This window comes from Alkalibacterium kapii, from assembly GCF_007988865.1.
GTDB classification, from domain to species: domain Bacteria; phylum Bacillota; class Bacilli; order Lactobacillales; family Carnobacteriaceae_A; genus Alkalibacterium; species Alkalibacterium kapii.
In genome coordinates, this window is record NZ_BJUY01000011.1 from 24,943 (window position 1) to 48,438 (window position 23,496).

22 protein-coding genes are annotated in these 23,496 nt (G+C 38.2%); 2 read left to right on the plus strand and 20 right to left on the minus strand.

What is annotated here, in order from left to right; genetic code table 11:
• Positions 1-144: 144 nt before the first annotated feature.
• Both AKA01nite_RS05280 and AKA01nite_RS05285 read right to left on the minus strand, forming a co-directional pair.
• Positions 145-1,347, minus strand: a complete 1,203-nt coding sequence (locus AKA01nite_RS05280) for an ABC transporter permease (RefSeq protein WP_146924277.1) — start codon at positions 1,345-1,347, stop codon at positions 145-147.
• Complete coding sequence (locus AKA01nite_RS05285) at positions 1,344-2,084, minus strand: ABC transporter ATP-binding protein (protein ID WP_146924278.1); 741 nt, start codon at positions 2,082-2,084, stop codon at positions 1,344-1,346. Before AKA01nite_RS05285 ends, AKA01nite_RS05280 begins: the two co-directional genes overlap by 4 nt.
• Before the next feature lie 140 nt (positions 2,085-2,224).
• Here AKA01nite_RS05285 and AKA01nite_RS05290 point away from each other — a divergent pair, with 140 nt between their 5' ends.
• Complete coding sequence (locus AKA01nite_RS05290; RefSeq protein ID WP_146924279.1) at positions 2,225-2,653, plus strand: HIT family protein; 429 nt, start codon at positions 2,225-2,227, stop codon at positions 2,651-2,653.
• A gap of 12 nt (positions 2,654-2,665) precedes the next feature.
• Positions 2,666-3,013, plus strand: coding sequence for a YtxH domain-containing protein (locus AKA01nite_RS05295; protein ID WP_146924280.1), 348 nt, complete (start codon positions 2,666-2,668; stop codon positions 3,011-3,013).
• A 103-nt stretch (positions 3,014-3,116) separates the two neighbouring features.
• Here AKA01nite_RS05295 and AKA01nite_RS05300 read toward each other — a convergent pair whose 3' ends face one another.
• The 18 genes from AKA01nite_RS05300 to mutL form a co-directional block, all read right to left on the minus strand.
• A complete protein-coding gene (locus tag AKA01nite_RS05300) occupies positions 3,117-4,100 on the minus strand; it encodes a peptidylprolyl isomerase (RefSeq protein WP_146924281.1) in 984 nt (327 codons plus the stop codon).
• A 148-nt stretch (positions 4,101-4,248) separates the two neighbouring features.
• On the minus strand, positions 4,249-5,214 hold the full coding sequence (locus AKA01nite_RS05305) for a 3'-5' exoribonuclease YhaM family protein (protein WP_146924282.1): 966 nt from the start codon (positions 5,212-5,214) through the stop codon (positions 4,249-4,251).
• A 25-nt stretch (positions 5,215-5,239) separates the two neighbouring features.
• Complete coding sequence (locus tag AKA01nite_RS05310; RefSeq protein ID WP_146924283.1) at positions 5,240-8,023, minus strand: AAA family ATPase; 2,784 nt, start codon at positions 8,021-8,023, stop codon at positions 5,240-5,242.
• Complete coding sequence (locus AKA01nite_RS05315; RefSeq protein WP_146924284.1) at positions 8,013-9,245, minus strand: metallophosphoesterase family protein; 1,233 nt, start codon at positions 9,243-9,245, stop codon at positions 8,013-8,015. The genes AKA01nite_RS05310 and AKA01nite_RS05315 overlap by 11 nt, the downstream gene beginning before the upstream one ends.
• A gap of 88 nt (positions 9,246-9,333) precedes the next feature.
• On the minus strand, positions 9,334-9,675 hold the full coding sequence (locus tag AKA01nite_RS05320; RefSeq protein ID WP_146924285.1) for a YlbF/YmcA family competence regulator: 342 nt from the start codon (positions 9,673-9,675) through the stop codon (positions 9,334-9,336).
• Positions 9,676-9,779: 104 nt separating this feature from the next.
• Positions 9,780-11,897: a PBP1A family penicillin-binding protein gene (locus AKA01nite_RS05325; RefSeq protein ID WP_146924286.1), complete on the minus strand. Its 2,118-nt coding sequence runs from the start codon at positions 11,895-11,897 to the stop codon at positions 9,780-9,782.
• 92 nt (positions 11,898-11,989) lie between these two features.
• Entirely contained in the window at positions 11,990-12,961 is a 972-nt protein-coding gene (locus tag AKA01nite_RS05330; protein ID WP_246116996.1) for a DHH family phosphoesterase, read from the minus strand.
• A gap of 20 nt (positions 12,962-12,981) precedes the next feature.
• Complete coding sequence (locus AKA01nite_RS05335) at positions 12,982-14,286, minus strand: DRTGG domain-containing protein (protein ID WP_146924287.1); 1,305 nt, start codon at positions 14,284-14,286, stop codon at positions 12,982-12,984.
• A gap of 28 nt (positions 14,287-14,314) precedes the next feature.
• On the minus strand, positions 14,315-15,430 hold the full coding sequence (dinB, locus tag AKA01nite_RS05340) for a DNA polymerase IV (RefSeq protein ID WP_246116997.1): 1,116 nt from the start codon (positions 15,428-15,430) through the stop codon (positions 14,315-14,317).
• 145 nt (positions 15,431-15,575) lie between these two features.
• Positions 15,576-15,857 carry a post-transcriptional regulator gene (locus tag AKA01nite_RS05345; protein ID WP_246116998.1) on the minus strand — a complete coding sequence of 94 codons (282 nt, stop codon included), beginning with the start codon at positions 15,855-15,857 and terminating at the stop codon, positions 15,576-15,578.
• A 53-nt stretch (positions 15,858-15,910) separates the two neighbouring features.
• Positions 15,911-16,246: a preprotein translocase subunit YajC gene (gene yajC, locus AKA01nite_RS05350; RefSeq protein WP_146924289.1), complete on the minus strand. Its 336-nt coding sequence runs from the start codon at positions 16,244-16,246 to the stop codon at positions 15,911-15,913.
• 130 nt (positions 16,247-16,376) lie between these two features.
• Complete coding sequence (gene tgt, locus AKA01nite_RS05355; protein WP_146924290.1) at positions 16,377-17,522, minus strand: tRNA guanosine(34) transglycosylase Tgt; 1,146 nt, start codon at positions 17,520-17,522, stop codon at positions 16,377-16,379.
• Positions 17,523-17,550: 28 nt separating this feature from the next.
• Positions 17,551-18,585, minus strand: coding sequence for a tRNA preQ1(34) S-adenosylmethionine ribosyltransferase-isomerase QueA (gene queA / locus AKA01nite_RS05360; RefSeq protein ID WP_146924291.1), 1,035 nt, complete (start codon positions 18,583-18,585; stop codon positions 17,551-17,553).
• Between the two features lie 22 nt (positions 18,586-18,607).
• The gene (ruvB, locus tag AKA01nite_RS05365) at positions 18,608-19,621 is read right to left on the minus strand and encodes a Holliday junction branch migration DNA helicase RuvB (RefSeq protein ID WP_186805107.1); all 1,014 of its coding nucleotides are present in this window, start codon (positions 19,619-19,621) and stop codon (positions 18,608-18,610) included.
• 30 nt (positions 19,622-19,651) lie between these two features.
• Positions 19,652-20,260: a Holliday junction branch migration protein RuvA gene (gene ruvA / locus AKA01nite_RS05370; protein ID WP_146924292.1), complete on the minus strand. Its 609-nt coding sequence runs from the start codon at positions 20,258-20,260 to the stop codon at positions 19,652-19,654.
• A gap of 113 nt (positions 20,261-20,373) precedes the next feature.
• Positions 20,374-20,814 carry a peptide-methionine (R)-S-oxide reductase MsrB gene (gene msrB / locus AKA01nite_RS05375; protein WP_146924293.1) on the minus strand — a complete coding sequence of 147 codons (441 nt, stop codon included), beginning with the start codon at positions 20,812-20,814 and terminating at the stop codon, positions 20,374-20,376.
• Positions 20,815-20,834: 20 nt separating this feature from the next.
• Positions 20,835-21,449 (minus strand): DUF937 domain-containing protein, encoded by a 615-nt coding sequence (locus tag AKA01nite_RS05380; RefSeq protein ID WP_146924294.1) that lies wholly within the window; start codon positions 21,447-21,449, stop codon positions 20,835-20,837.
• Between the two features lie 118 nt (positions 21,450-21,567).
• On the minus strand, positions 21,568-23,496 hold the full coding sequence (mutL, locus tag AKA01nite_RS05385; protein WP_146924295.1) for a DNA mismatch repair endonuclease MutL: 1,929 nt from the start codon (positions 23,494-23,496) through the stop codon (positions 21,568-21,570).

The window sequence follows — 23,496 nt, forward strand, 5'->3', positions numbered from 1 at the left end:
TATATTATTTTGCTGAATGTATTCAAAGTTTTTTTAATATAATATAAGCACTATCATATCTTTTAAAGTCAATATGAAACCAAACACGGTCACATGAACTATTGCATTCAATACTTTCTTGTATTCTAACATGGATGCTCTTCTCTATCCTTTTAAGCGTGCCGGCAGATAAAGATAAGTGAAGAATAAAGTAAAGACGCTGTTCAAAAATAGTAACCCAAGCACTGCGGTATTCCCCGCGTTAAAAGAAAACAGACTGTATACAAGTGAACTGATTACTAAAAGCATTAAAATCAGTTGTTGAACAGACTTCAATTTATTGCCACTGTTTGGGTATAGACGGAAATGAATGGATTTTTTAATGATCTGTTCTAAAGGAACCAGCTGAAAGCCTGTCAGATAGAGAAAAAGCACACTTATAACGCTATTAATGATCCAGTTCTCAGAGAAATATATAGCTATACTTCCAATCACGAGTAATCTTAAATACAAACCGCTGAAGTTATAATTTCTTATAAACATGCGGGAGAGATAATATATTTCAGGAACTTTTTTAAGTACAGGAATAGCGTACAGAAAATCCATACTTTTTAATCGTTTAACTCTGTGCTTAGAATAAGGTGTTTCTATAAATAGATTTATAATCGAATAAATTTTTTGAATACGCTTTTGTTCTGTTTCAATTAATTTTTCCCAATTCCAGCTTTCTCTCTCATCGGATTTAAACACGACAAATGAATATAAGAAGAATGATATAATAGAAGTGATAAAGCCTATTGAAACTGAGAAAAAAAGAAGGATCGTGAGACTAATCAGAAAAACGGATACCATGCTTATCAGAACGTTTTTATTGTTTGTCTTTTTATGCTGCTTCAAAGAATAATATATATACAATCCGTAAATAGTTTTCCAGATCACTAAAAACAGTAACCAGAAAACCAGTCCAATCCTTCCTGTATAATCAGTCTCTAAAAGTATGGGGGCCCCTACCCCTCCCAATAGGAGCATGTAGGAATTATGGAAAATTAGGCTGTGAACCATGTTCTTTTTCATAAGCTTATTCAACGCTTTTTCTTTCGGCAACAAAAAAACAGCGTCGGCGGGTTCAATAAGTGTTCGAATACTGCCTGAAAATACTGCAATGACAGTTATGATCATAAGGATCATCCTGGGTAAAACGGCCTCTACTTGAATAGATTTCAAGTAGTTCTGGTAGGCTAAAGCCGTTGCCCCACCTAGAAAGAGAACCAATATGACAAAGTGATCATTCAAGACATATTTTAAGTACTTAGACATCCTTTTATAGTAATTGGTTTGTCTTTCTTTGAATAAATCAGTGATCGTCATTTTAGAAAACCTTCTTTATCTGCTAATCGTGTATAGATGTCATCCAATGAGGCATCTCTCATGCCAAATTTTTTTCTCAGCTGTTCCAGCGTCCCCTTGGCATAAATCTCACCGTTATTGATAATTATAAATTTATCGCATATTTTTTCTGCATTAGTCAGCACATGCGTTGACATCAGCAGTGAAGCACCTTCTCTTTTTTTCTGTTCCATCATCTGGATCAGATCTCGTATCGCTATCGGATCAAGCCCCAAAAATGGTTCATCAATAATATAAAGCGACGGTTCAGTAATAAATGCGCAAAGAATCATCACTTTTTGCTTCATCCCTTTGGAAAAATCACTTGGAAACCATTCCAGTCGATCCTGCAGCCGGAACTTTTTCAGCAAAGGAGTCGCCCGTTCCATAGCAGTGGATAATTCGACATCATAGGCCATGGCGGTGATTTCAATATGCTCTTTCAGAGTCAGTTCATCGTAAAGTAGAGGGGTCTCTGGAATAAACCCGATTTTTTTCCTGTATCGTTCAGGGTCTTCTTTCAACGTTTTTCCATCCAATTGCATCTGCCCATTGAAAGGTTCCATTAATCCAATAATATGTTTGATGGTTGTACTTTTTCCGGCTCCATTCAAACCAATGAGACCAACCAGTTCTCCATCGCCTATACTAAATGACACATCTTTGATCACAGGTGTCCTGCTGTAACCACCTGTTAAATTTTCAATCCTCAGACTCATCCAAACGTTCCTTTCTTTCCTTATTATAGTTATTTTACCATATTATAATGTCAGAAAATTAATTTCCATGCTTCTTTTTATTAATTACCTCTATTATATGATAAACTGGATACAGACAAAACGATTGAAAGAGGGTTAATATGGACGATTGTATTTTCTGCAAAATTATTGAAGGAGAGATCCCTTCCCGTAAAGTATATGAAGATGATGATGTAATTGCTATTTTAGATATATCTCAAGTCACTAAAGGTCATACACTAGTTATTTCAAAAGAGCATGTCAGAAATATCCTGGATTACTCAGATGAAATGGCTGCCCGTGTTTTCAGCAAAGTTCCTAAAATAGCTAGAGCAGTCAAGCAATTCGACCCCGACTGCAAGGGCTTAAACGTATTGATGAACAATGAAGAAATAGCGGGTCAAACTGTCTTCCACAGTCATATCCATTTATTACCAAGGTACAGTGAATCAGACGGTTTTGGCTTGAAATGGAAAGACCATTCAGACGATTACTCTGAAAAAGAATTAGACCAAATCATGACCGATATTAAAAATGAATTAAACGAATAAAGGAGGATTCATATGAAACATTTTATGTTAGGTACTCTATCCGGTGTAGTTGTGGGAGGTCTTTACGGTTTGATCAAAACTCCCCGTTCCGGCAAAGAAAATCAGGAAGCGTTGAAAAATTATGCAGATGAAACTTCCGATCATCTTTCAGTCGTCTCTGATAATGTAAACGATTTGAAAGATTCCATTAATGCACTTAAAAAAGAAATATCGTTCGTCCAAAACGATGTCATGGATGAAATGACACTGATAGCCAAAGAATTTCAGCATGAAGCTGAACCACGTTTGCGCAGGATTCAGGAGAAAACTGAAAAGATGCAGACAGAAGTTAAAAAAACGACTGATAACCTTACGAACTAAATTTATCACTTACATTAAAAACACCTTTTCATTACCAGCTCCTTGTAACAAGTGCTGAGGTGAAAAGGTGTTATTGATTTTATTGTATTTTTACAAGTACCGGTTACTCAGCACTCTCTGAATCTTCTTCAGATGACTCAGTGTCTGAATCTCCATCTGTTTCTGAATCTTCACCATCCGTCTCTTCTACTTCAGGAGTTGGTAAGAACTGCTGCATAGCTCCAGCTAATTCATCATCAGCTATCTGTACGTTGGCATTCTGTACGACCTGGCTGATGGACTCTTGAACGATTTCCTGATCCTGCATGTAACCTTCAATGATCATGTCTTCAATCGTTTCTCGTTCTTCTTCAAGTGTCCCTTTTTCTCCTTTTTCCACCATTTTAATAATGTGGTAGCCAAATTCAGACTTTACAGGCTCCTGAGTTATTTCGCCTTCTTCAAGTTTAACTGCAGCCTCTTCAAATTCAGGAACGAAACGTCCAGGCTCCAGCGGCAATTCGCCACCTGCATCGATCGTACCGGTATCCGTAGAATATTCAGTTACAAGTTCACTAAAGTCTGCACCATCATTTAACTGATCAATGATATCTCTGGCAAGATCTTCTTCTTCAACCAGAATATGGGCTACTGTGGCATCCACAACATATTCATCGTACGCTTTTTGAACCTCTTCTTCAGTCATATCTGTATTTTGAATAATGGCTTCTTCAACATAAAGTGACGTTCTTATATTTTCTTTTACATCTTCTGCAGATAATCCTTGTTGAGCCAGCATTTCTTCAAAAGCATCAACACCACCGTATTGCTCTGCTTCTTCTTCAAATTCGGCATTTACCTGTTCATCTGTTACGTCATCTTCGAATTCATTTTCCAAGATATCTTCCAGAAGCATTTGCTGAAGCATTTGCTGTCCATAAGTCAAACCGCCTTGTGTTGGTTCATTTTTCATTCGTTCGTATAATTCATTCTCACGAATTTTCCCTGCTTCGGTCGATGCGACTTCTTCTCCTTCATCATTTGCACAGCTGGCAAGTAACAAACTCGAGCAGGCCATCGCGCCTACTAACCATTTTTTCATACTCATTCATACACATCCTAAATTTACTTTTATTTCCTCTTATTAACGAATTAACAAGCGGTACCTAGATAAATATACCATAGCTGATAAAAAAATGAAAACGTATAAACGAAACTTTCATTTTTTCACTAACATTTCATAAAACATTCGCTTTTTATTCTGATAAAGAATCAGGATGGGCAAATGTCTTTTTATAGAACGAGCGATTGTTCATAGCCCATATACGTTCTGAAAATTCTCCGGGTTCTGTTTTCTTTAGTGCGGAGGAAATCATATTCATTTTCGCATCGATCTGATCAATGTAATGGATCATCTCAGCTTCAGGTATAAGTGGCCTGACAGGTGAACCATACTCCAGCTCACCGTGATGAGCGAGCAAGGTATGCTTGAGCAGTAAAACATCCTCGTTATTCTCGTCGATTTTCAGCTCATTGCATGCTTTTACGATCTCCTCATTGATCATCACAATATGACCCAGCAGTTTACCTTCTAGAGTATACTCTGTAGCGGTTGGCCCACTTAATTCCACCACTTTTCCTACATCATGCAAAATCACCCCTGAAAATAACAAGGAAATATCCAGTTCGGTGTATATTTCAGATAAAGCGCGAGCGATACGCAGCATACTGACTGTATGATAGGCCAGCCCACCCATGAAGGCATGATGATTCGTTTTGGCAGCGGGACTTTGAAAGAAATCATGCTGATACTTTTTCATTATAAAACGAACGATCCGATTCATATTAGCATTAGTGATATCAAAAACAGCATGGTTAAATTCTTCAACCATTTTATCCTTATTGATTGGCGCGCGTTCCACATACAATTCAGGATTATTGGGTTCATCATTTTTCGCTAGTCGAATGGCTTTGATACGGATCTGTGGATTTCCTTTATATTCCTCCCGCTTACCTTCAAGTTTAATGACGGTTCCAGGTTTGAAAGTTTCCACATCTTTTGGCTTTGCATCCCAATAATTAGCGCTTATCTCACCGCTTGTATCCTGAAATATGAAAGATAAGTAAGGCTTATTCGTTCGTGTTAATTTTTCTTCTGCAGATTTTATAAGAACATACAGACTTACCTGTTCGTCTTTATGATAATCATATATCTTTTTCATAACATATCGCTCCTTAGTCAACTTATTAGTTTAAGTATACGCATTTCGACTCTTTTGTGAAAGACTTTACGCGTGGATCAAAAGAGAAAAAAATGACTTGAATCGTTTCATCAAATTCAGAAAGCAGTTGATACATATTCTGGACACGCTGATTATCGAGATTGACAAATGGATCATCGATCAGAATAGGAAATGTCAGCTTATCTTTAGCTGTTTTTATAAAAGCGAGTCTAAGCGAAATATATAAAGGTTCCACTGTCCCTCTGGATAAATCTTTACTTCCCCATTTTTTGCCAAGTTTATCGACGGCAAACAGATCCTCACCCTCAAAGAAAAGTTTCTGATATTTATTATCAGTCAAAAACTTGAAATACGATTCAGCAACTGATAATGCCTGAGGCAGACTATCTTTTTTTGCATAATGCAGTGTTTTTTCAATAATCCCTGCTGCAGTCTTAAGTGCTGTCCACTGTTCAACGGTCTCCTGATAATAACTTTTTTCATTTTCAAATTTCTGAAGGAGATCCGTGTATAGCCCCCCATCTTCAAGCTGCTTTATTTTCATTTCATCTGACATTATTTTTTTCTCAATATCTTTTTGCTGCTTGACTAACATTTCACGATCTTTATTTAATCTGTCCCTATTGGCATTCAGATTTGTCAGTTCAATTCTGATATCATCCTGCCCTTCCTTTACAGGAAGTTTTGCCTTCAGTATTTCTAACTTGTTCTTTTTTTCCTGAATTGTTTCTTGTTCTGAATAAAGGTCGTATATATCTTCTTCCCTTTCAATATTCAGAGATTCCAGGAATTGTTGTTTTGCCTTCTTGAGATCATTTATTTTTTCAACAAAATAATTGATGTCATGTTGAACCGCTTCGGTTTGTTTAATATAATCCTGCATCGCTTGTTGTTCTTTTTTTATTTCTCTGTAGATATTCCGCATCTCTTTAAATTTCTCTATCACATTTTCTGCCAGGAAGGTACGGTGCAAGGTATTTTCAAACTCGTTCAACTGTTTATTTAAATGCGTTTCTATCGCTTCTACTTCTTGTCTCAGCGTTGAAGCTTTTTTAATAAGACCTCTTAAATTTTTATAAATAGCTCGTTTTTCGCTTATATTTAAAAGTGAGATTGATTCTGCAAATGAATGATCTTTTTTCCACTGGCTAAAAGCTTGCTGAATCTGTTGTTTCGCAGCTTCAATTTCGCTGATTTGGTCTACTGATGATCTGAGATCAGATTGATAGACATCATTCATAGCCAAAAGCTCTTTCCATTGATGGCGCAGATTTCTTTGTTCATAAAAGAGCTGTTGATCTTTTTGCTCATTTTGTTTTGAGTTCATATATTTGCGCAGCCTTACGTAAGCAATCATCAGAAACAATACAAATGTCACGGCAGCATACAATAAATCCACTGTGACTAAATAAACACTTGAAATAAAAAGTATCAACAGAGGAATTACTGAAAAGAAAGTGAGTCTTCTTTTTTCTTGTAAAGATCCTTGTTCACTGTTCATTTCATCCAATGCTGCAAAATCAGATAAGGGCAATAACTTCGGTTCGATTTTATCAATCATCTCATTATTGATAGTGATTTTATATTGAAGACTTTTTTTATTTTCCTGAAGTTCTGTGAGTGACTTGTCTAATTTTTGCAATCGTTCATGTGAGGCATTCAAATAATCGATATCTGATGGTTCGAGTTCATCAGGTATTGAATCAGAAAATGGGATATTTTCTCTTATTTTCAACTCTGTTATTGTTTGTTCAACATTTGATAAATCTTTCTTTTTAAGTTGTAATAAATGGACTTTATCTTCCCAGAAATCCAGCTTGTTCTCGAATTGTTTGAGGCTGTCTTCATTTTCCTGATACAGGATCAGTTCTTTTGAAGGCTTAAACTGATCCTGCAGACTTTTTTGTTTAAGTTGACGTTCATCTATTTTCATTTGATACTCTACGATGTCATTATTCAATTGTTTCCATTGATAAAGGCCGTCTTTCGGCAACTTCAGGTCAGATTTTCCTTTTAAATACTGTTCGATAGATTCAGCTTCTTCCAAGGTTTCTTTATGCGTCGATAATTCAATTAGATAATTCAAATCTTTTTCTATACCAGTCAGCTTTTGTTCGATTTTTTCCCTTTGATCCTTTTTCTCTAAATGATTTTTTATTAAATTTATATAAGCTTCGTTTCTTTCCTTTGCTTTTTCTACCTCGATCTGTCTATTTTTCAGTTCCAGCTGAAGCTGATTGATCTTTGGATTTCTTCCCATCGGTTTAAATAATTTATCGGCTTGTGCATTGTAGTAATCTGCCTGCTTTAAATACTTCTCATGTCCTAAGGCTCCAACGCTCAAAAAGAAGCGACTCAATTGTTCCCTCCCCATATTCTGGATATCTTCAATCCCTTTCAAGTCAAAGGAATAGATGCTTTCATAGAATGAGCGGGATTTGTTGTGAAAAATCATCTGCAAAAGTGAGTCACTTCCAGTGGTGCCATCTTCAAGTTGTACATGGACATCTCCCGTTACTTTTCCTGATACACGCTCGATACTCACTTCCCCGTATCGTTCATCCAAAATAATGATTTTCCCCCCATAGCGGCTACTTTCTTTTGGCTCATAACGTTTTAAAGAACTATGCCTGGTAGGAAAGCCAAAAAATACACTGTGTATAAAAGACATCAGGGTTGATTTTCCTGCTTCATTTTCACCAAAGAACAAATGAAACGACGCGTCGATATCGAATTCAGTATCTATCCATTTTCCATATCCATAAATGATCAATTTTTTAATTTTCATGGCTGATTTCTTCTCCTAAATCCTGCATCAGTATCTGTTTTGCTAAATCCAAGCTGGTTTCTTTTATATTTTCCTGATCTTTTTCAACATATTTTGCATAGGCGTACTTCGAGAAAAAGTCGTGCGTTATTTTTTTGAATTCATCTTCTTCATCGATAGCTTTCAAGGCTTTCCTGAAAGCCATTGGATAAGCGTTAACGAGCGAAGAAATCAGGTCTTCGTTATTTTCATGTGTGATTTTCGATGAAACAATATACGTAAACGAGGTGTCCTCAATCACCTGTAAATTGTCTAAAAAAACTGGATCCTGAAGTCTTTCGACTATTGTTTCCGGTGTATTTTTGGAGATTTTCAAATTTAAATCGATAAGAGTATCCGAGTATTTTTTATTGGGGAGTGATTTTTTTATTTCATCAAATATTTCAGCCATTGACTTAAATAGTGTTAAATCTAATGCGATCGATTGCCATTTAATATCAGCAGTAGGAATAAACGTGACACTTTCTCCAGTTGTTTTTAATTCGATCAGCAAACAGCCCTTTTCGCCTGTTTCATTTTTATGTCTCCCCTGGGTGTTACCACTGTAATAAATGAGCGGTTCTTTAGAAAGCTGTTGTTTTTTATGGATATGTCCCAGAGCCCAATAGTCGTAATCTTTCTCTCTAAGTTCATTGAGTGTAAAAGGCGCATAACGTGCATGCGCTGTATTATGTCCTTCCATAAATCCGTGCAGTATACCTATATGAAAATCACTAGTATGGTCGCGAGAGGGATACTCAGTGATTTTTCTTTCTTTTACCCAGTTTCGGTCATAACTGAAACCACTGATTGCTACTTTTTCATGACGTCGTGTCTCAATAAGTTCTGTTTCAACTTTTGGTCCGAACACAAAAACATTCTCAGGCAGTGATAAGTGCAGTTCATCATTGGTCAAATAATCATGATTGCCATGTATGATAAACACATCAATGTCTGCCTCATTCAAGCGTTCCAGTTCTTTACGCAAAAAGACCTGAGCCCGAATACTCCGGTCCTCCAAATCATAAATATCGCCTGCTAGCAGAACAAAGTCTACCTGATGATAAAGAGCAGCATCAATAAGATTTTTAAATGAATTAAACGTGGATGCTTTTATTCTATCAAATAGTGCTTCAGGAATATTTTTCAATCCTTTGAACGGACTGTCCAAATGTATATCTGCTGCATGTATGTATTTCACCATTTTTCATTCATCCTTTTACGGGGCACGTATGTTCTTAACTGTTTTTAGGAAAAGGACTCACTCAAAGAGCAAGTCCTTCATGTTAGTTTTATTGATATAATTCTGAAACGGGTCTCAAGACTGTCTGATTGATGTCATCTATCATTTGTCCTACACGCTTTTCAGCTTCAAGTAAATCAGTGATCAGAGCATTCTCACCAATCTTTTTTGAAACTTCTTGTGCCTGTTGAGCTTCCTCTTCAGTAATTTCCTGACCACTCATTTGCTTTTGCTGGATCATTTGCTGAACTTGTCTAAATTCATTGAAGACTTTATTTGCTTCTTCATCTTCTTTTACTGATTTGAAAGCAGACTTGAGACTTTGAAATTCATCAGTCTTTCTTAAATCCTGTTCTAGTTGGTTAGCCGTGTCATAAATATTTACGGACATTCTATCATCCCTTCAGTTTACGTTCTTAAATGAACGTTTTTTCTTCCTTTTTAAGTGTATCATGAATAGAAAACAGTTACCAGAAAAGTTTGTTTTAGTTCGGTTCACTCGCCTCGCATTTTATTTCTGAATCGATCAAATATATTTTCTGTTTTGTCTTTGAATAGTGAGGCGCCTTCTTTAAATAACTCGCCTGCTTTTTCCATTCCGCCTGTTACTTGTTCAAGGAAGGTTTCCTCTTGTTCTTCTTTATATTCTACGCCGGCTTCTTCGACCAGGAATGTTGTTTTTTCAGTGTACGGAAGTATGCTTTCCATTTGATCTTTCAGCACCATCCCTATCCCTTTTGAGCTGTAGGTACTTAGATGATGATCATTATGGTCATATCCTGCCCAGCTGGCCAGTACGATATCCGGTGTATAGCCAACAATCCACTGATCATTGGCACCAACGTCAGTATCCGTCTGAGTGGTTCCTGTTTTACCAGCGATTTTATACCCAGCAGGCTGATTATTTCGGGCAGTTCCAGATTCAAAAACACTTAACAGCATACTGTTCATTTTATCAGCGACAGATTGGGAGAGAACGCGGGTCTTTTTGACTTCTGTATTATCAACGACTATAGCTCCTGTAGCATCAACGATTTTTGTGATAAAGTGGGGCGCAGCTCTGACTCCGTCATTTGAGAACACACTATACGCACTTGCTATTTCTAAAGGCGAGACACCTTTATTCCACCCACCACCTAATGCGAGTGTCCCAAGAGTCCGTTCACTACTATCGACATCTATGCCAAACCTTTTCAGCTTGCTGACACTTTTCTCAATACCGATTTCATTGAGCAGCCAGACTGTCGGCGCATTCAGACTATTAGACAAGGCCTCGTACATGGGCACTTCACCCTGATACGTGCCTGACAAGTTGGTAGGTGTGTACTCTGTTTCTCCGTATGATAGTTCTTCATCAATAAGCATTGAATAAGGAGTATAACCTTCTTCTATCGCAGGAGCATAAACACCTAAAGGTTTGATTACAGAACCTGGTTGCCTATAGCTTTGTGTTGCCCTATTCAATCCTCTAAAAGTATACTCGCCTCTTCCACCAACAACCGCTTTTACGCCTCCACTTTTAGGATCCAAGGCAATCGATGCACTCTGAGATAAGGTTCCGTCTGCAGCTGTTTCAAATAAATGATCTTTCTCATATACTGCATTCATTTCCTGCTGGTAAGCTTGATTTAAAGACGTGTAGATCGTATAACCATTATTCAGTAAATCTTCTTCATCTATGCCATAGTCATTACTGGCTTCATTTATTACTGCATCAAAGTAATAAGGGTAACGATAACTATCTTCACGGTCATATTTATCAGATAAATCAAGCCCTGTATTCTGATAGGTCTGTTTCTCTTCAGCAGTCAGTACCTCTGTGTTTTCCATTAGTTTAAGGACGACATTCCGACGTTCGATTGCTCTTTCATAATCATCGATCGGATTATAATGACTGGGAGCTTTCAGCATTGCAGCAAGCGTAGCTGCTTCTGGTACAGTGACTTCATCAGCAGATTTTCCAAAATATTTTAAAGAAGCATCTTCAACACCCCAAACACCATTGCCGAAGTAAGCATTGTTTAGATACATTTCAAGAATATAATCCTTACTGTAATTTTTCTCTATTTCAATCGCGAGAAAAAGCTCCTTGAGTTTTCTCATAACCGTTTGATCAGCAGAAAGATAGGCATTCTTAGCAAGCTGCTGGGTGATCGTACTTCCACCGCCTACAATCTGCCCCCTATTGATCACATAACCAAAAGCTGCGCGACCTAACCCAATCGGATCGAATCCTTTGTGCTTTTTAAAGCGCTGATCCTCTGTAGCAATCACTGCATCTTTGATATTTTCTGATATCATTTCTGTTTTGACATAGGTTCCTTTTTGAGCATAAAGTCTTCCTGCTTCTTCACCAGAATCATCTATCACTGTGGTGGGTTGGGTTAGTCCAGCATGTAATGAGTCAACATCTGCGCTTTCTGCTAAAATGGCCAGATAGACACTGAAAAATAAAGCAGTCGTCAGAGAAAGCAGGATCATCCACTTCGTTAAATGCAGCTTTTTCCACTTCTTAGCCAACAAAAAGAATAGATGCCGGATTTTTGGTGAGATCTGCTTTTTTACATTACTCAAGTGATTCTTCATTTTATTTTTTACGTTATTTTCATTCATAATTATCCCTCAATGATCTGTTTCTTTATCTTTTATATTCAGGTTAACATATTTAAACCAACTGTCTATCCGACCTAAGAAGGATAAATCATCTATTTATTTAACGCTTTTGTCAGTTTTTCCAAAATAAGATTTATTTCTTCATTGTTCTTCGCTCTAGCACCACTTGCTAAGGGATGACCACCGCCATTATGCTCTGTTGCAATTTTATTGATAACTACTTCTTTAGATCTCAAACGTACACGGTAAGTACCTTCAGGCTGTTCAACAAACACTACCCACATCCTTACACCAGCGATATTTCCGAGAAAAGGTACAATAGGATGGGTATCTCCATCTTCAATGCCCAGTGACTTCAAAATATCCCGAGTCAGAATGATGTGCAGCAGCCCTTTTTCTGATAATGTAAAGTTTTCTAAAACATACCCCATCAGTTTACCAGTCTGAGGCTCTATTTCATTCATTTTATTGTTCAGTTCTGTATGAGAAAAATTGAATGTCATCAACTCTCCTGCCGTTTTCATGGTATATGGCGTAACATTATCATACAAAAAGCGATTAGTATCTCCCACCATACCGGCATAAAGAAGACGTGCAGCCTTTTCAGTCATTTCGATCTCATCTGGAAAAGTCAACCACAAATCAGCTATCATTTCACTACAGCTGCTTGCTCTCGTGTTGACCCATTCCACTTCCCCGTATGGATCATCAAGGGGATGGTGATCTATTTTGATCCATTGCTTAGCCATCTTGTAAAGCTGCCCATCTATGCGCTCAATATTGGCTGTGTCAGTAACTATAACGAGCGCTTGGTCATATAGATCTCTTTCCACTTTATCCATGGTATCCAGATAATTAAGATGGTCCACAGAGGTTCCTGCGGCATAAACTGTTTTTTCAGGAAAAGTCGCTTTGATTATTTCTTTCAAACCGCATTGTGATCCAATAGCATCGGGATCCGGCCTGACATGTCTGTGGATAATTATTGTGTCCCACTTTTTTATAATGTCCCAGATATCTTTTTTCATATCGTAATCATGTATATTTTCCGATTTCAATTTCATTTTTCTACTCCTCTTTTAAACTACTTTTTCTGAATAAGCTGACAGATGATCATTGCCTTGGCAGCTAAATCATTCTCTGAATAGATTTGTACATCCAGCCTGGCAGAACGTCTGTTTTCATCGAAAATGACTGGCTTTATCTTTAATGAGTTACCTAAGTGTATCATATTAAAATAATGGAGATTCATCTGTTCTACAACTAAATTTTTCTTTTTCAGCTTTGATAAATAGTTATAAACAGACTCCGTGATCACTTCACTCAGTACGCCAAATGATATCGTGCCCATACTGTCTATGGACTGCGGAGTCACTTGAAATGTATAATTGTCGTCACCGGATTCACGAATCACCTGATTGATCTGATCAGCGATCGTATCTCCCGACTGGGGCTGTTTTTGAATCGTCTGCATGGCTTTCATGATGTCCTGACGTGATATGATCCCAACAAGGGTCATGTCTCCAGAAACGACCGGCATCACTTCCAGTCCATCCCAGATCATGGTGTGAGCAATTGATGCAACACTCATATATTTTTTTGCATAATCCGGATTTTTGGTCATTACTTTCTCGACTTTAACAGTATCTTCCTGACCTACTACGTCTTTAGCAGTAACGATACCAGCTAGTCTCATATCCGGTAAAACGACTGGAAACCTGGAATGTTTACTTTCCTGATTCAATATACGGTAAGCATAAACGGTATCATCCTTTTTCAAATACTGCGTTCTTTCGATTGGTGTATAGATCGTATGAACCTGCAGTATTTCTTTTTTTATTAATTGGTCTGTCATAGCCCGGTTGATCATTGTTCCCACAGTAAATGTGTCATAAGATGTGCTGAGTAACGGAAGTTTTTTCTGATTAGCGAGCTGAATGACACTGCTGCTGGGTTTAAACCCTCCAGTAATCAATACAGCGGCTCCATTGCGTAATGACAGCTCCTGCGCCTTGTCTCTGTTCCCGACAATCATTAATGATTTTTCTGAAATATAACGAAGCATCGCCTCTTCCGTCATGGCGCCTATCGTAAATTTTGTCAACGTTTTATCCAATCCTAAAGAACCGCCATGAACTTCTCCATCAATAACTTTTACGATTTCTCTGTAGGTAAGATTTTCAATGTTGTCATTATTTTTTGGTTCGATTCGGACTGTACCTACTCGTTGTATAGTAGATACGAGCCCAATGTTGTCTGCCTCTTTAATTGCACGATACGCTGTTCCTTCACTCACTTTCAGTTCTTTTGCTATCAATCGAACAGATAGTTTCTCTCCTACAGGCAAGGCTTCGATAAATGCTAAAATCTGTTCATGCTTTGTTTTCATTTAAACTCATTTTTCCTTTCTACAGGGTTTACTCCCATAAAGGTAACGGGATATTCTCGAATACGATAGAGTCTAGACCAGTTACTGTTATACCCAAAAGTCTTATACTTAAGTCCTGACTTTCTTCTTCCCATATTGACACAGCGATCTGAAACAACATCTCTTCACTGTCAATGAAATCCGGGAAAGTTCGCCGTCTTGTATACGTTTGAAAATCTTCATATCGTATCTTTAACACAACTGTTTTCCCATGTTTCTGTTTTTTATTTAAGTTTTTCATTACTTTAACTGATAACTCTCTTAAAGCACCAATAACTTCATTTTCTGATACCAGGTTATGAGAAAATGTTGATTCTTTTCCTACGGATTTTGGCTCGCGATTATTTTTCACTTCACTGTTGTCGATTCCACGTACTTTTCTGTAAAGCGAATGACCCATCTTACCGAAATGTTCGACCAGCTCAAGTTCGTCTTTGCTGTATAAGTCCTGGCCAGTATAGATACCTATTCCATGCATTTTTTCTACAGATTTTTCTCCTACACCGTGATATTTTTCTATAGGTAGTTTCATTAAAAAATCATGTGCTTTATCCGGTGGTATCACTGTTATTCCATTTGGCTTGTTGAAATCCGAAGCTATTTTAGCTAAAAATTTGTTGTAAGAAACACCTGCTGAACAGGTTAAATTCAATTCCGTATAGATCTCTTTTCTTATTCTTTCAGCAATGATGGTTGCACTTTTGTGGTTGATATGGTTAGTCGTTACATCCAAGTATGCCTCATCAAGAGACAAAGGCTGTATTTTATCTGTATATCGCTGAAATATTTGATGCATTTTTCTAGATGCTTCTTTATACAGTTCAAAATTCGGTGGAACAAAAAGAGCTTTGGGGCAGAGCTCAAAAGCTTTCTGTGCACTCATAGCTGAATGAATGCCGTATTTTCGGGCTTCATAATTAGCTGTTGTCACAACGCCCCGCCCCCCAGTATCTTTGGGATGCTTGGCTATAACTACGGGCTTATCAGAAAGAGATGGATTCTCTCTGATTTCCACAGAAGCATAAAATGCATCCATGTCGATATGGATGATTTTTCTGGAAATATTCCTTTCAGGTTCATCAAATATCAAAATACCATAACGCACAGCTCTCCCTCCAATCTTATTCGATAAATACATTATACTAAAAATAAAATGAAATCACGAATCTACTAGAAGGCGCCAGTTAAACCTTTTATTACAAGAAAAAACAAGCAGAGACATAATGACTCTACTTGTTCCAATATTATTATCATCTTAACAAGTCATCAAATTCCATCTCGTCGAGAGAGGATACACTATAGACTTGCGCTTTGAGTGAAGCATAATTGAAATAATCATTAACATTTATAGACATGATATCTCTAACTTCCTGATAATATCTTTCCCGTTTTTTATGCTTCCACAAAAAATGGTTGCAATATTCCCACAAATCTTCAATACTGACTTGATTATATCCATTTTGAGCAAACTCATTCAATTTCTGTTTCAACCAGACATCGTATCTGTGAAAATCTTTAGATATCAAGTTCAAGAGTCTACCTCCTTCGCCTAATAGAAAAGAATCTGCGCAAATGCCCTTTCTATCTATTCATCGTCAGCTGAATCATCTGGGGTATTTGTTCCTAATTCTTCAACTTGTGGCGCTGAGACAGTATCGGCTATGGTAACGATCCGTGCAACTGCCCGACGTTCGAAGGTCAAATAAATCCCTTCGCAGTCAATGACTACTGTATTATCCGGTTCAATGATTTCATCTACGACGCCATGTAACCCACCTATCGTAACGATCGAATCACCTTTTTTCAGTGAGTTCAACATGTTTTGCGTTTCTTTTGCTTTCTTTTGCTGTGGTCTGATCATCAGTACATACATCAGTCCCATAATAACTATAAAAGGAAGCATTGCTCCAATTAGGTCCATTTAAACACTCCTCCGTTAATTTCGTATTTGTCAAAAGTTTCCAACTGTTTACATATTGATCGGTCAGATTAATATGTCATTACATACCTTAGCAAATTTTCCTCTAAATTACTAGGAAAAACAGCGAACTTTAAAAGTTTTTCGCATTCGGTTCGTTATAACCGTATTCTTCAAAAAACTGATTTCTAAACTCCAAAAGATTGTCTTCCCGGATAGCCTGACGGACATTTTTCATCAAATTAAGCAGAAAATACAGATTATGGTAACTCGTCAATCTCAGCCCTAATGTTTCATTGGATTTGATTAAGTGTCTTAAATACGCGCGAGTATAGTTGCGACATGTATAGCAGTCGCATTTTTCATCCAGTGGCCTGAAGTCTCTGGCAAATGCTGCATTCTTGACAACCAGTCTCCCTTTGCTCGTCATTGTTGTGCCATTTCTGGCGATTCGTGTCGGCAGGACACAGTCAAACATATCCACCCCCCGCATGACTCCTTCGATCAGTGCGTCAGGTGTGCCTACTCCCATAAGGTAACGCGGTTTATCTTCAGGCAAAAGCGGAGTCGTAAAATCTAGCACCCGATACATTTCCGATTTTGGTTCCCCAACAGACAACCCTCCGATAGAGTAACCGGCAAAATCCATACTCGTTAAGTCTTTGGCTGACTGTTTCCTCAAATCTTCAAATCCTGCTCCCTGTACAATACCGAACAGGCCTTGAGTGTCTTTCCTTTTGTGGGCTTCCAGGCCTCTTTCCGCCCATCTTGAGGTCCGTTCCACCGATTTTTTGACATAGTCGTAACTTTCGTCAAAAGGCGGGCATTCATCAAAACTCATCATGATATCTGAGCCCAGCTGGTTTTGAACATTGATGGCTTTCTCGGGTGATAAAAAGAGTTTAGAGCCGTCTAAATGACTTCTAAAATGGACACCTTCTTCTTTTATATCTCTAAGGTCTGAAAGTGAAAAGACTTGAAATCCGCCTGAATCTGTGAGGATACCCTTATCCCAGTTCATGAATTGGTGGAGACCACCGGCTTCTTCTACAATATCTGAACCCGGTCGCAGCCAGAGATGATAGGTATTGCTCAGTATAATACCTGCCCCCATTTCTTCCAGTTCTTCAGGAGCAATCGTTTTGACTGTCGCTAAAGTTCCTACAGGCATGAACATAGGGGTATCAAAGGTGCCATGTGGAGTGGTTATAGTCCCTAGACGTGCACCTGTGTGCTTTTCTTTTTTTTCTAATTTATATGTGACTGGATGATTACTCATGTCGATATCTCCTAATCTTTTTTCTATATTATTTAACAAACATAGCGTCTCCAAAACTGAAAAACCGGTATTTTTCTTCTACTGCATGTTTATACGCTTCAAGTGTAAAATCTCTACCGGCAAAGGCACTGACCAGCATAAGCAAGGTCGATTTTGGCAGGTGAAAATTAGTTAAAAAAGCATCCACTGTATTAAAAGTATAACCTGGCGAGATGAAAATATCTGTCCATCCACTCGCTGCTTTCAACGTGCCTGCATTATCTCTTCCGATGGTCTCCAGTGTGCGTATGGAAGTTGTCCCCACAGCAATGATGCGTCCGCCCTTTTCCTTTGTTTCATTTAATTTTTTTGCAGCTGCCTCTGACAGCTGATAGAATTCCGTATGCATCTCGTGTTGATCTATGTCTGAAACACTCACTGGCCTGAATGTTCCTAAGCCAACGTGCAGGGTGAGAAAAACGATCTCGATACCTTTTTGTTTGATTTTATCGAGGATGTCCTCTGTAAAATGCAGTCCCGCTGTAGGTGCAGCAGCAGATCCGTTTTCTTTGGCATAAACGGTTTGATACCGCTCCTGGTCATCAAGTCGTTCTTTAATATATGGAGGCAAGGGCATTTCACCCAGGCTTTCCAATATTTCAAGAAACACACCATCGTATGAGAACTCTACTATCCTGCCGCCGTGTTCCAATTCTTCAACAACTGTTGCTTTAAGTCTGCCATCTCCAAAAGAAATAACAGTATTTTTTTTGGCTTTCTTGGCAGGTTTCATCAATGTTTCCCATTTGTCGCCGTCTGTGTTTTTCAGCAGCAGCAGCTCAAGGTGAGCATGTGTCTCCTCTTTAATTCCATGTAAACGAGCCGGAAGGACTCGCGTATTGTTCATGACCAAGGCATCGCCGGGATTCAATTCATCTATGATATCATCAAACTTTTGGTCTTTTATCTCTTTGTTTTCTCTTGAGATGATCATCATTTTTGATGCTGACCGGTTTTTTAAAGGTGTTTGTGCAATCAATTCTTCTGGTAACTGAAAATCAAAATCTTTGGTAGATAAACCCATTCTGTCTCTCCTTTTAATCTAATCAATCATTCATTAAAAAAGTCAATTCAAGATGCTCATAAGCTTTTTGTGTTGCCATTCTCCCTCTTGACGTACGCTGGATAAATCCTTCTTGAAGTAAAAAAGGTTCTACCATATCCTCGATCGTATCAATCTCTTCACCAATATTAGCCGATAAGGTATTTAAACCAACAGGTCCCCCATCATAAAGCTTGATCAAAGTCGACAGGAATTTCTGATCGACGATATCCAATCCCTGATGATCCACTCGAAGCAGATCAAGTGCTTCTTTGGCAATCGTTTCCGTCACGACCCCTTGACCTTTAACTTCAGCATAATCACGCACTCTTTTTAGCAGGCGATTAGCGATCCTTGGCGTCCCTCTAGACCGGCGGGCAACTTCATAAGCCCCTTCTAAATTGATTTGTGATTGTAATACATGAGCTGATCTTATAACGATATCTTTTAACTCATCTATTTGATAATACTCCATATGGGCAAGAATACCAAACCGATCTCTTAAAGGCGCAGACAGCGTTCCTGCTCGAGTAGTTGCTCCGATCAGAGTAAAGGGGGGTAAGGGAAAATGCACAGGATGTGCTGTATCGCCTTGTCCGATTATGATATCAACAAAAAAATCTTCCATCGCTGAATACAGCATTTCTTCAGCAATACGCGGCATCCGGTGAATCTCATCTATAAAGAGGATACCTCCAGGCTCCAGATCATTTAAAAGTGCAACGAGGTCTCCTGGCTTTTCGATCGCGGGTCCACTGGTCGTTCTTATATCAGCCTTCATTTCATTAGCAACAACCATGGCCATGGTCGTCTTCCCAAGTCCGGGAGGCCCATATAGAAGAACATGATCCAATGCTTCTTCTCTTTTTCTAGCCGCTTCGATATAAATGGCTAATTCTTTTTTTATCTTTTCCTGACCTAAATAATCAGAAAGTGACTGCGGTCGAAGTGTTTTTTCAAGAGAAAATTCACTCTCATTTAAAAGCTCATCGGAGGTAATGTGCTGATTGTCTTCCATATCTTTCTCCTTTATACGCTTTGACTATAGCTACTTTTTCATTAATTTACTTAGTGCTTCCCGTATATATCCATCTGTCGTACGAGATGTCTCTGTATCTATCTGCTTACGTACTCTTTTCACGTCCCGATTAGTATAACCTAGAGCTAGCAGTGCCTCCATCGCTTCTTCAAAAGCGGTATTCTTTGAATAATTTTCTGCCATTTTAGAGGGAACAGTGTCTGTATCTGATGTACCGAATTCCTGTAGCTTCCCTTTTAAATCCAGGACGATTTGAGCAGCTGTCTTCTTGCCGACTCCAGGAAATTTTGTTAAAAACGTTTTGTTTTCTTCTTCGATCGCTCTAACAAAGCCACTATGATCTTCATTCGCCAGAATAGCCAGGGCAGATTTGGGCCCGATTCCTGAAACGTTGATCAATTTTAAAAACAGATTTTTTTCCTGTGTTGAAATAAATCCAAAAAGATTCATGGCATCCTGTTTAACATCATGATATATATACAGTATTACCTCACTATATAATTTTTCTGATAGCCGGAAAGGATTTGCCATCAATACCTTGTACCCTATATCATTCGATTCCAAGACAATATAGCTTGGATAAATATGTTTAATGACTCCCTTTATGTATTCATACATATAAATTTCCTCATTCCATCTAATGTCGATCCATACTATTATAACATAAAAACACCTGTCCATTAAATAACTCTCTGAACAGATGTTTCTCTTTCGATCTTTTAATATGTCTTTTACTCAAATTCGGCTAAATAAACAGCGTACCCTTTTTCTTCCAATTCACTCTTAGGGATAAACCGCATTGCTGCAGAATTGATGCAATAACGCAGTCCCCCTTCAGCCTTAGGTCCGTCTGTAAAAACATGCCCTAAGTGAGAATCAGCTTCTTTACTTCTCACTTCTGTTCTTTCCATACCAAATGTGCGGTCTCTTTTTTCTTTTATCGTTCGTTTCTCGATCGGTTTTGTAAAAGAAGGCCATCCGCAATCAGCATCATATTTGTCCTTCGAAGAAAATAGAGGTTCTCCGCTGACGACATCGACATAAATGCCTTCCTCGTAAAAATCATTGTACTTTCCAGTACCCGGTCTTTCTGTTGCGTTGTTCTGTGTGACTTCATATTGTTCTGGTGTTAATTCTTTTTTTAATTGTTCTTTATCTTTATATTTATCCATATTTTTTCTCCTTTAACCTTTTACTTGAAAAGATTCCCCAATGCATCTTTAGCTTTATCGACTGTACTGTTTCCACTGTCAGAGGAGTCACTGGAATCATCAGAGCCACCGAAGACTGAAGACAAGATATCTCCATAGCCAGAGTTTGATGACTGCTTTTTAACATTATCTGTCAGTCCACCAAGTAATTGGGATACGCCAGAACCAGTGAGTGACTGGCTGTTTGAACTGCGTTTAGCAATCATACTTAAAGCCAAAGGTGCCAGCATGGATAAAACGGATTTAACTTTTGATGTCTCGGTGCCCGTTTTTTCAGCGACTTTCTTTTCAACACTTTCTTTCTTTGAACCGAAAGCCATATCTAGTAAACGGTTCCCTTCACTTTCGTCTGTGTTTTTTAATAAGTGATCCAAATTATCTGTGTTGTCATCTGCATGTCTTGAAGCGCTGTTAGCAAGTTCTTCAGAAACTTTCGTATCTTTCGTTGTTTGCTTATTCAAACCGTCCATAATCATCGGCAAACCCATCTGAGCGATTTTCTGAACGGTTGAAGTATCTGTGTTTGCTCGTTTCGCTACTGAACTCATCGTGTCTTTGTTTCCTAACTGGTTCATGATCATCGATACAATATCCATTTCTCTAACCCTCTTTCTTAATGATTGTCATAGTTCTATTATAATTATAAGGAACCCGACGACACTTTATCAAAGATTTAACCTTATTAAGAGGATCACAGTAAAAAAGACTCAGAAATCAATGAGAATCTTGGATACGTTTAAACATCTTTTCCATATCGGTCGTGGTGAAATTTACTGTAACCGGTCTACCGTGAGGACAGTTGTAGGGGTTTTTAGTCTGACTTAATTGCTCCAAAAGAACTCTCGCTTCATCGTCTGATAAATAATGATTGGCTTTGATCGATCGTTTACAGCTCATCATAATGGCAGTGGCTTCACGAAATTTACTGACGGTCAGGGTCGCTTTTTCCAGGAAAAAGTCAATCATTTCTTTTATCGTATCTTCTACCTGCCCAGCCGGCATCCATGTTGGGTGCTGTCTTATAATGAAACTGTTTTGACCAAAATCTTCAAGATAGACAGAAGCTTCTGCCAGCTTATCTTTGTTCTCCCGTATGATGACCGCTTCATTAGAAGGATACTCAACAACTATCGGAATAAGAAGTTCCTGAAGTTCTGTCCCAGTTTGATCGATCGTTTCCCTAAAATATTCATATTTTATACGTTCCTGAGCAGCGTGCTGATCAATGATGTATAAGCCTTCTTCATTTTGAGCAAATAAATACGTCCCATGCATCTGACCAATATAATCTAAATCAGGAAACTGTTTTGTCTGCTCAGTCTTTTCATTCTCTTTTTCGACTGTTTTGAGTATTGGCTCTTTATGACCCATCTCACTCGTATAGGATTTACTGTTTCCATTATGGCTATCAGCATGCTTATCCATATAATCATTAAACGATTCATCCACAAACTGATTAAATCCAGTAGGGCTTTTTGCTGTTTCATCTTTGTTTACACTATTTGAAAAAGGTTCTATATTATGTTCGTCTTTTTGACTTAACGTATCTCGTGTCTCTTTTTCTTTGAAATCAAAGCGTGTCTGTTCATCTTTCGGTTCTTTCCATGAACGTTTATTGCGCTGATTCAAGTTATCCAGGGCATTGGGTATCCTAACTTCCTCATCCATCCGCTTCCTTATTGCAGAACTGATCAGCATCCCAAGCTCTTTCTCATTACTGATACGTATCTGATGTTTGGTTGGATGCACATTGACATCTAAAAGCTGCGGATCCAGCGTAACATTAATTATGGCGATAGGATAGCGGCCAATCATCAATTTCGAGCCAAACCCTTCAACGATCGCTTTGTTCAGTGCATAATTCTTGATATATCTTCCATTGACGATAATCGTAATATATTTGTTGGTGGCTCTCGTCACTTCCGGTAAAGATACATACCCCGTCACTTTGAAATCAAATGAACTTTCTTTGATTTCACGCATTTTTTTTGCGATATTTACTCCATATACGCCTGCAATGGCTTGTCTCTGTTCACCATTCCCGACCGTCTTGATCATCGTGTTTCCATCAGAAACGAGTTTAAAAGCTATTTCAGGATGAGCCAAGGCTAAGCGATTAATGGTATCATTAATGTGCGCAAGTTCTGTCTGTAAGGTTTTTACGTATTTTAATCGTGCAGGCGTATTGTAAAAAAGCTCTTCTACTTTTATATTTACTCCTTGCCGTGACGAAGAAGTTTTCTGTTCGATCACTTCGCCGCCATGCAGAATAACTTGCGTTCCAGCCTTACCTTTTTCAGCAGATTCAAACGTTATTTTAGAAACTGAAGCAATACTGGGCAGGGCTTCACCTCTGAAGCCAAGTGTTCGTATTCTAAATAACTCTTCGTCTGTTATTAGTTTTGATGTGGCATGACGTTCAAATGCTGAAATCACTTCTTTTTTGGCAATCCCCTCACCATCATCAATAACCTGAATACTTTTCAGTCCTGCTTCTTCGACAAATATTTCAATTCGTGAACTTTTAGCATCGATTGCATTCTCCACAAGCTCTTTTACAACGGAAGCCGGTCGTTCGATGACTTCACCGGCTGCGATCTGATTGGCTAATGTCTTGGACATGATTTGAATTTTAGTTGTCAT

Excerpts from the sequence above, each read along its gene's own strand:
- AKA01nite_RS05305 (WP_146924282.1), bottom strand. The coding sequence starts at position 5,214 with ATGAAAAAGATATATGATTATCATAAAGACGAACAGGTAAGTCTGTAT.
- msrB (WP_146924293.1), bottom strand. The coding sequence starts at position 20,814 with ATGGATAAATATAAAGATAAAGAACAATTAAAAAAAGAATTAACACCA.
- AKA01nite_RS05325 (WP_146924286.1), bottom strand. The coding sequence starts at position 11,897 with ATGAATGAAAATAACGTAAAAAATAAAATGAAGAATCACTTGAGTAAT.
- ruvA (WP_146924292.1), bottom strand. The coding sequence starts at position 20,260 with ATGTATGAATACATAAAGGGAGTCATTAAACATATTTATCCAAGCTAT.
- queA (WP_146924291.1), bottom strand. The coding sequence starts at position 18,585 with ATGGGTTTATCTACCAAAGATTTTGATTTTCAGTTACCAGAAGAATTG.
- AKA01nite_RS05335 (WP_146924287.1), bottom strand. The coding sequence starts at position 14,286 with ATGAAAACAAAGCATGAACAGATTTTAGCATTTATCGAAGCCTTGCCT.
- mutL (WP_146924295.1), bottom strand. The coding sequence starts at position 23,496 with ATGACAACTAAAATTCAAATCATGTCCAAGACATTAGCCAATCAGATC.
- AKA01nite_RS05330 (WP_246116996.1), bottom strand. The coding sequence starts at position 12,961 with ATGAAATTGAAATCGGAAAATATACATGATTACGATATGAAAAAAGAT.
- AKA01nite_RS05295 (WP_146924280.1), top strand. The coding sequence starts at position 2,666 with ATGAAACATTTTATGTTAGGTACTCTATCCGGTGTAGTTGTGGGAGGT.
- AKA01nite_RS05300 (WP_146924281.1), bottom strand. The coding sequence starts at position 4,100 with ATGAGTATGAAAAAATGGTTAGTAGGCGCGATGGCCTGCTCGAGTTTG.
- AKA01nite_RS05380 (WP_146924294.1), bottom strand. The coding sequence starts at position 21,449 with ATGGATATTGTATCGATGATCATGAACCAGTTAGGAAACAAAGACACG.
- AKA01nite_RS05320 (WP_146924285.1), bottom strand. The coding sequence starts at position 9,675 with ATGTCCGTAAATATTTATGACACGGCTAACCAACTAGAACAGGATTTA.
- AKA01nite_RS05280 (WP_146924277.1), bottom strand. The coding sequence starts at position 1,347 with ATGACGATCACTGATTTATTCAAAGAAAGACAAACCAATTACTATAAA.
- AKA01nite_RS05290 (WP_146924279.1), top strand. The coding sequence starts at position 2,225 with ATGGACGATTGTATTTTCTGCAAAATTATTGAAGGAGAGATCCCTTCC.
- AKA01nite_RS05310 (WP_146924283.1), bottom strand. The coding sequence starts at position 8,023 with ATGAAAATTAAAAAATTGATCATTTATGGATATGGAAAATGGATAGAT.
- tgt (WP_146924290.1), bottom strand. The coding sequence starts at position 17,522 with ATGAGTAATCATCCAGTCACATATAAATTAGAAAAAAAAGAAAAGCAC.
- yajC (WP_146924289.1), bottom strand. The coding sequence starts at position 16,246 with ATGGACCTAATTGGAGCAATGCTTCCTTTTATAGTTATTATGGGACTG.
- AKA01nite_RS05315 (WP_146924284.1), bottom strand. The coding sequence starts at position 9,245 with ATGGTGAAATACATACATGCAGCAGATATACATTTGGACAGTCCGTTC.
- AKA01nite_RS05285 (WP_146924278.1), bottom strand. The coding sequence starts at position 2,084 with ATGAGTCTGAGGATTGAAAATTTAACAGGTGGTTACAGCAGGACACCT.
- ruvB (WP_186805107.1), bottom strand. The coding sequence starts at position 19,621 with ATGGAAGACAATCAGCACATTACCTCCGATGAGCTTTTAAATGAGAGT.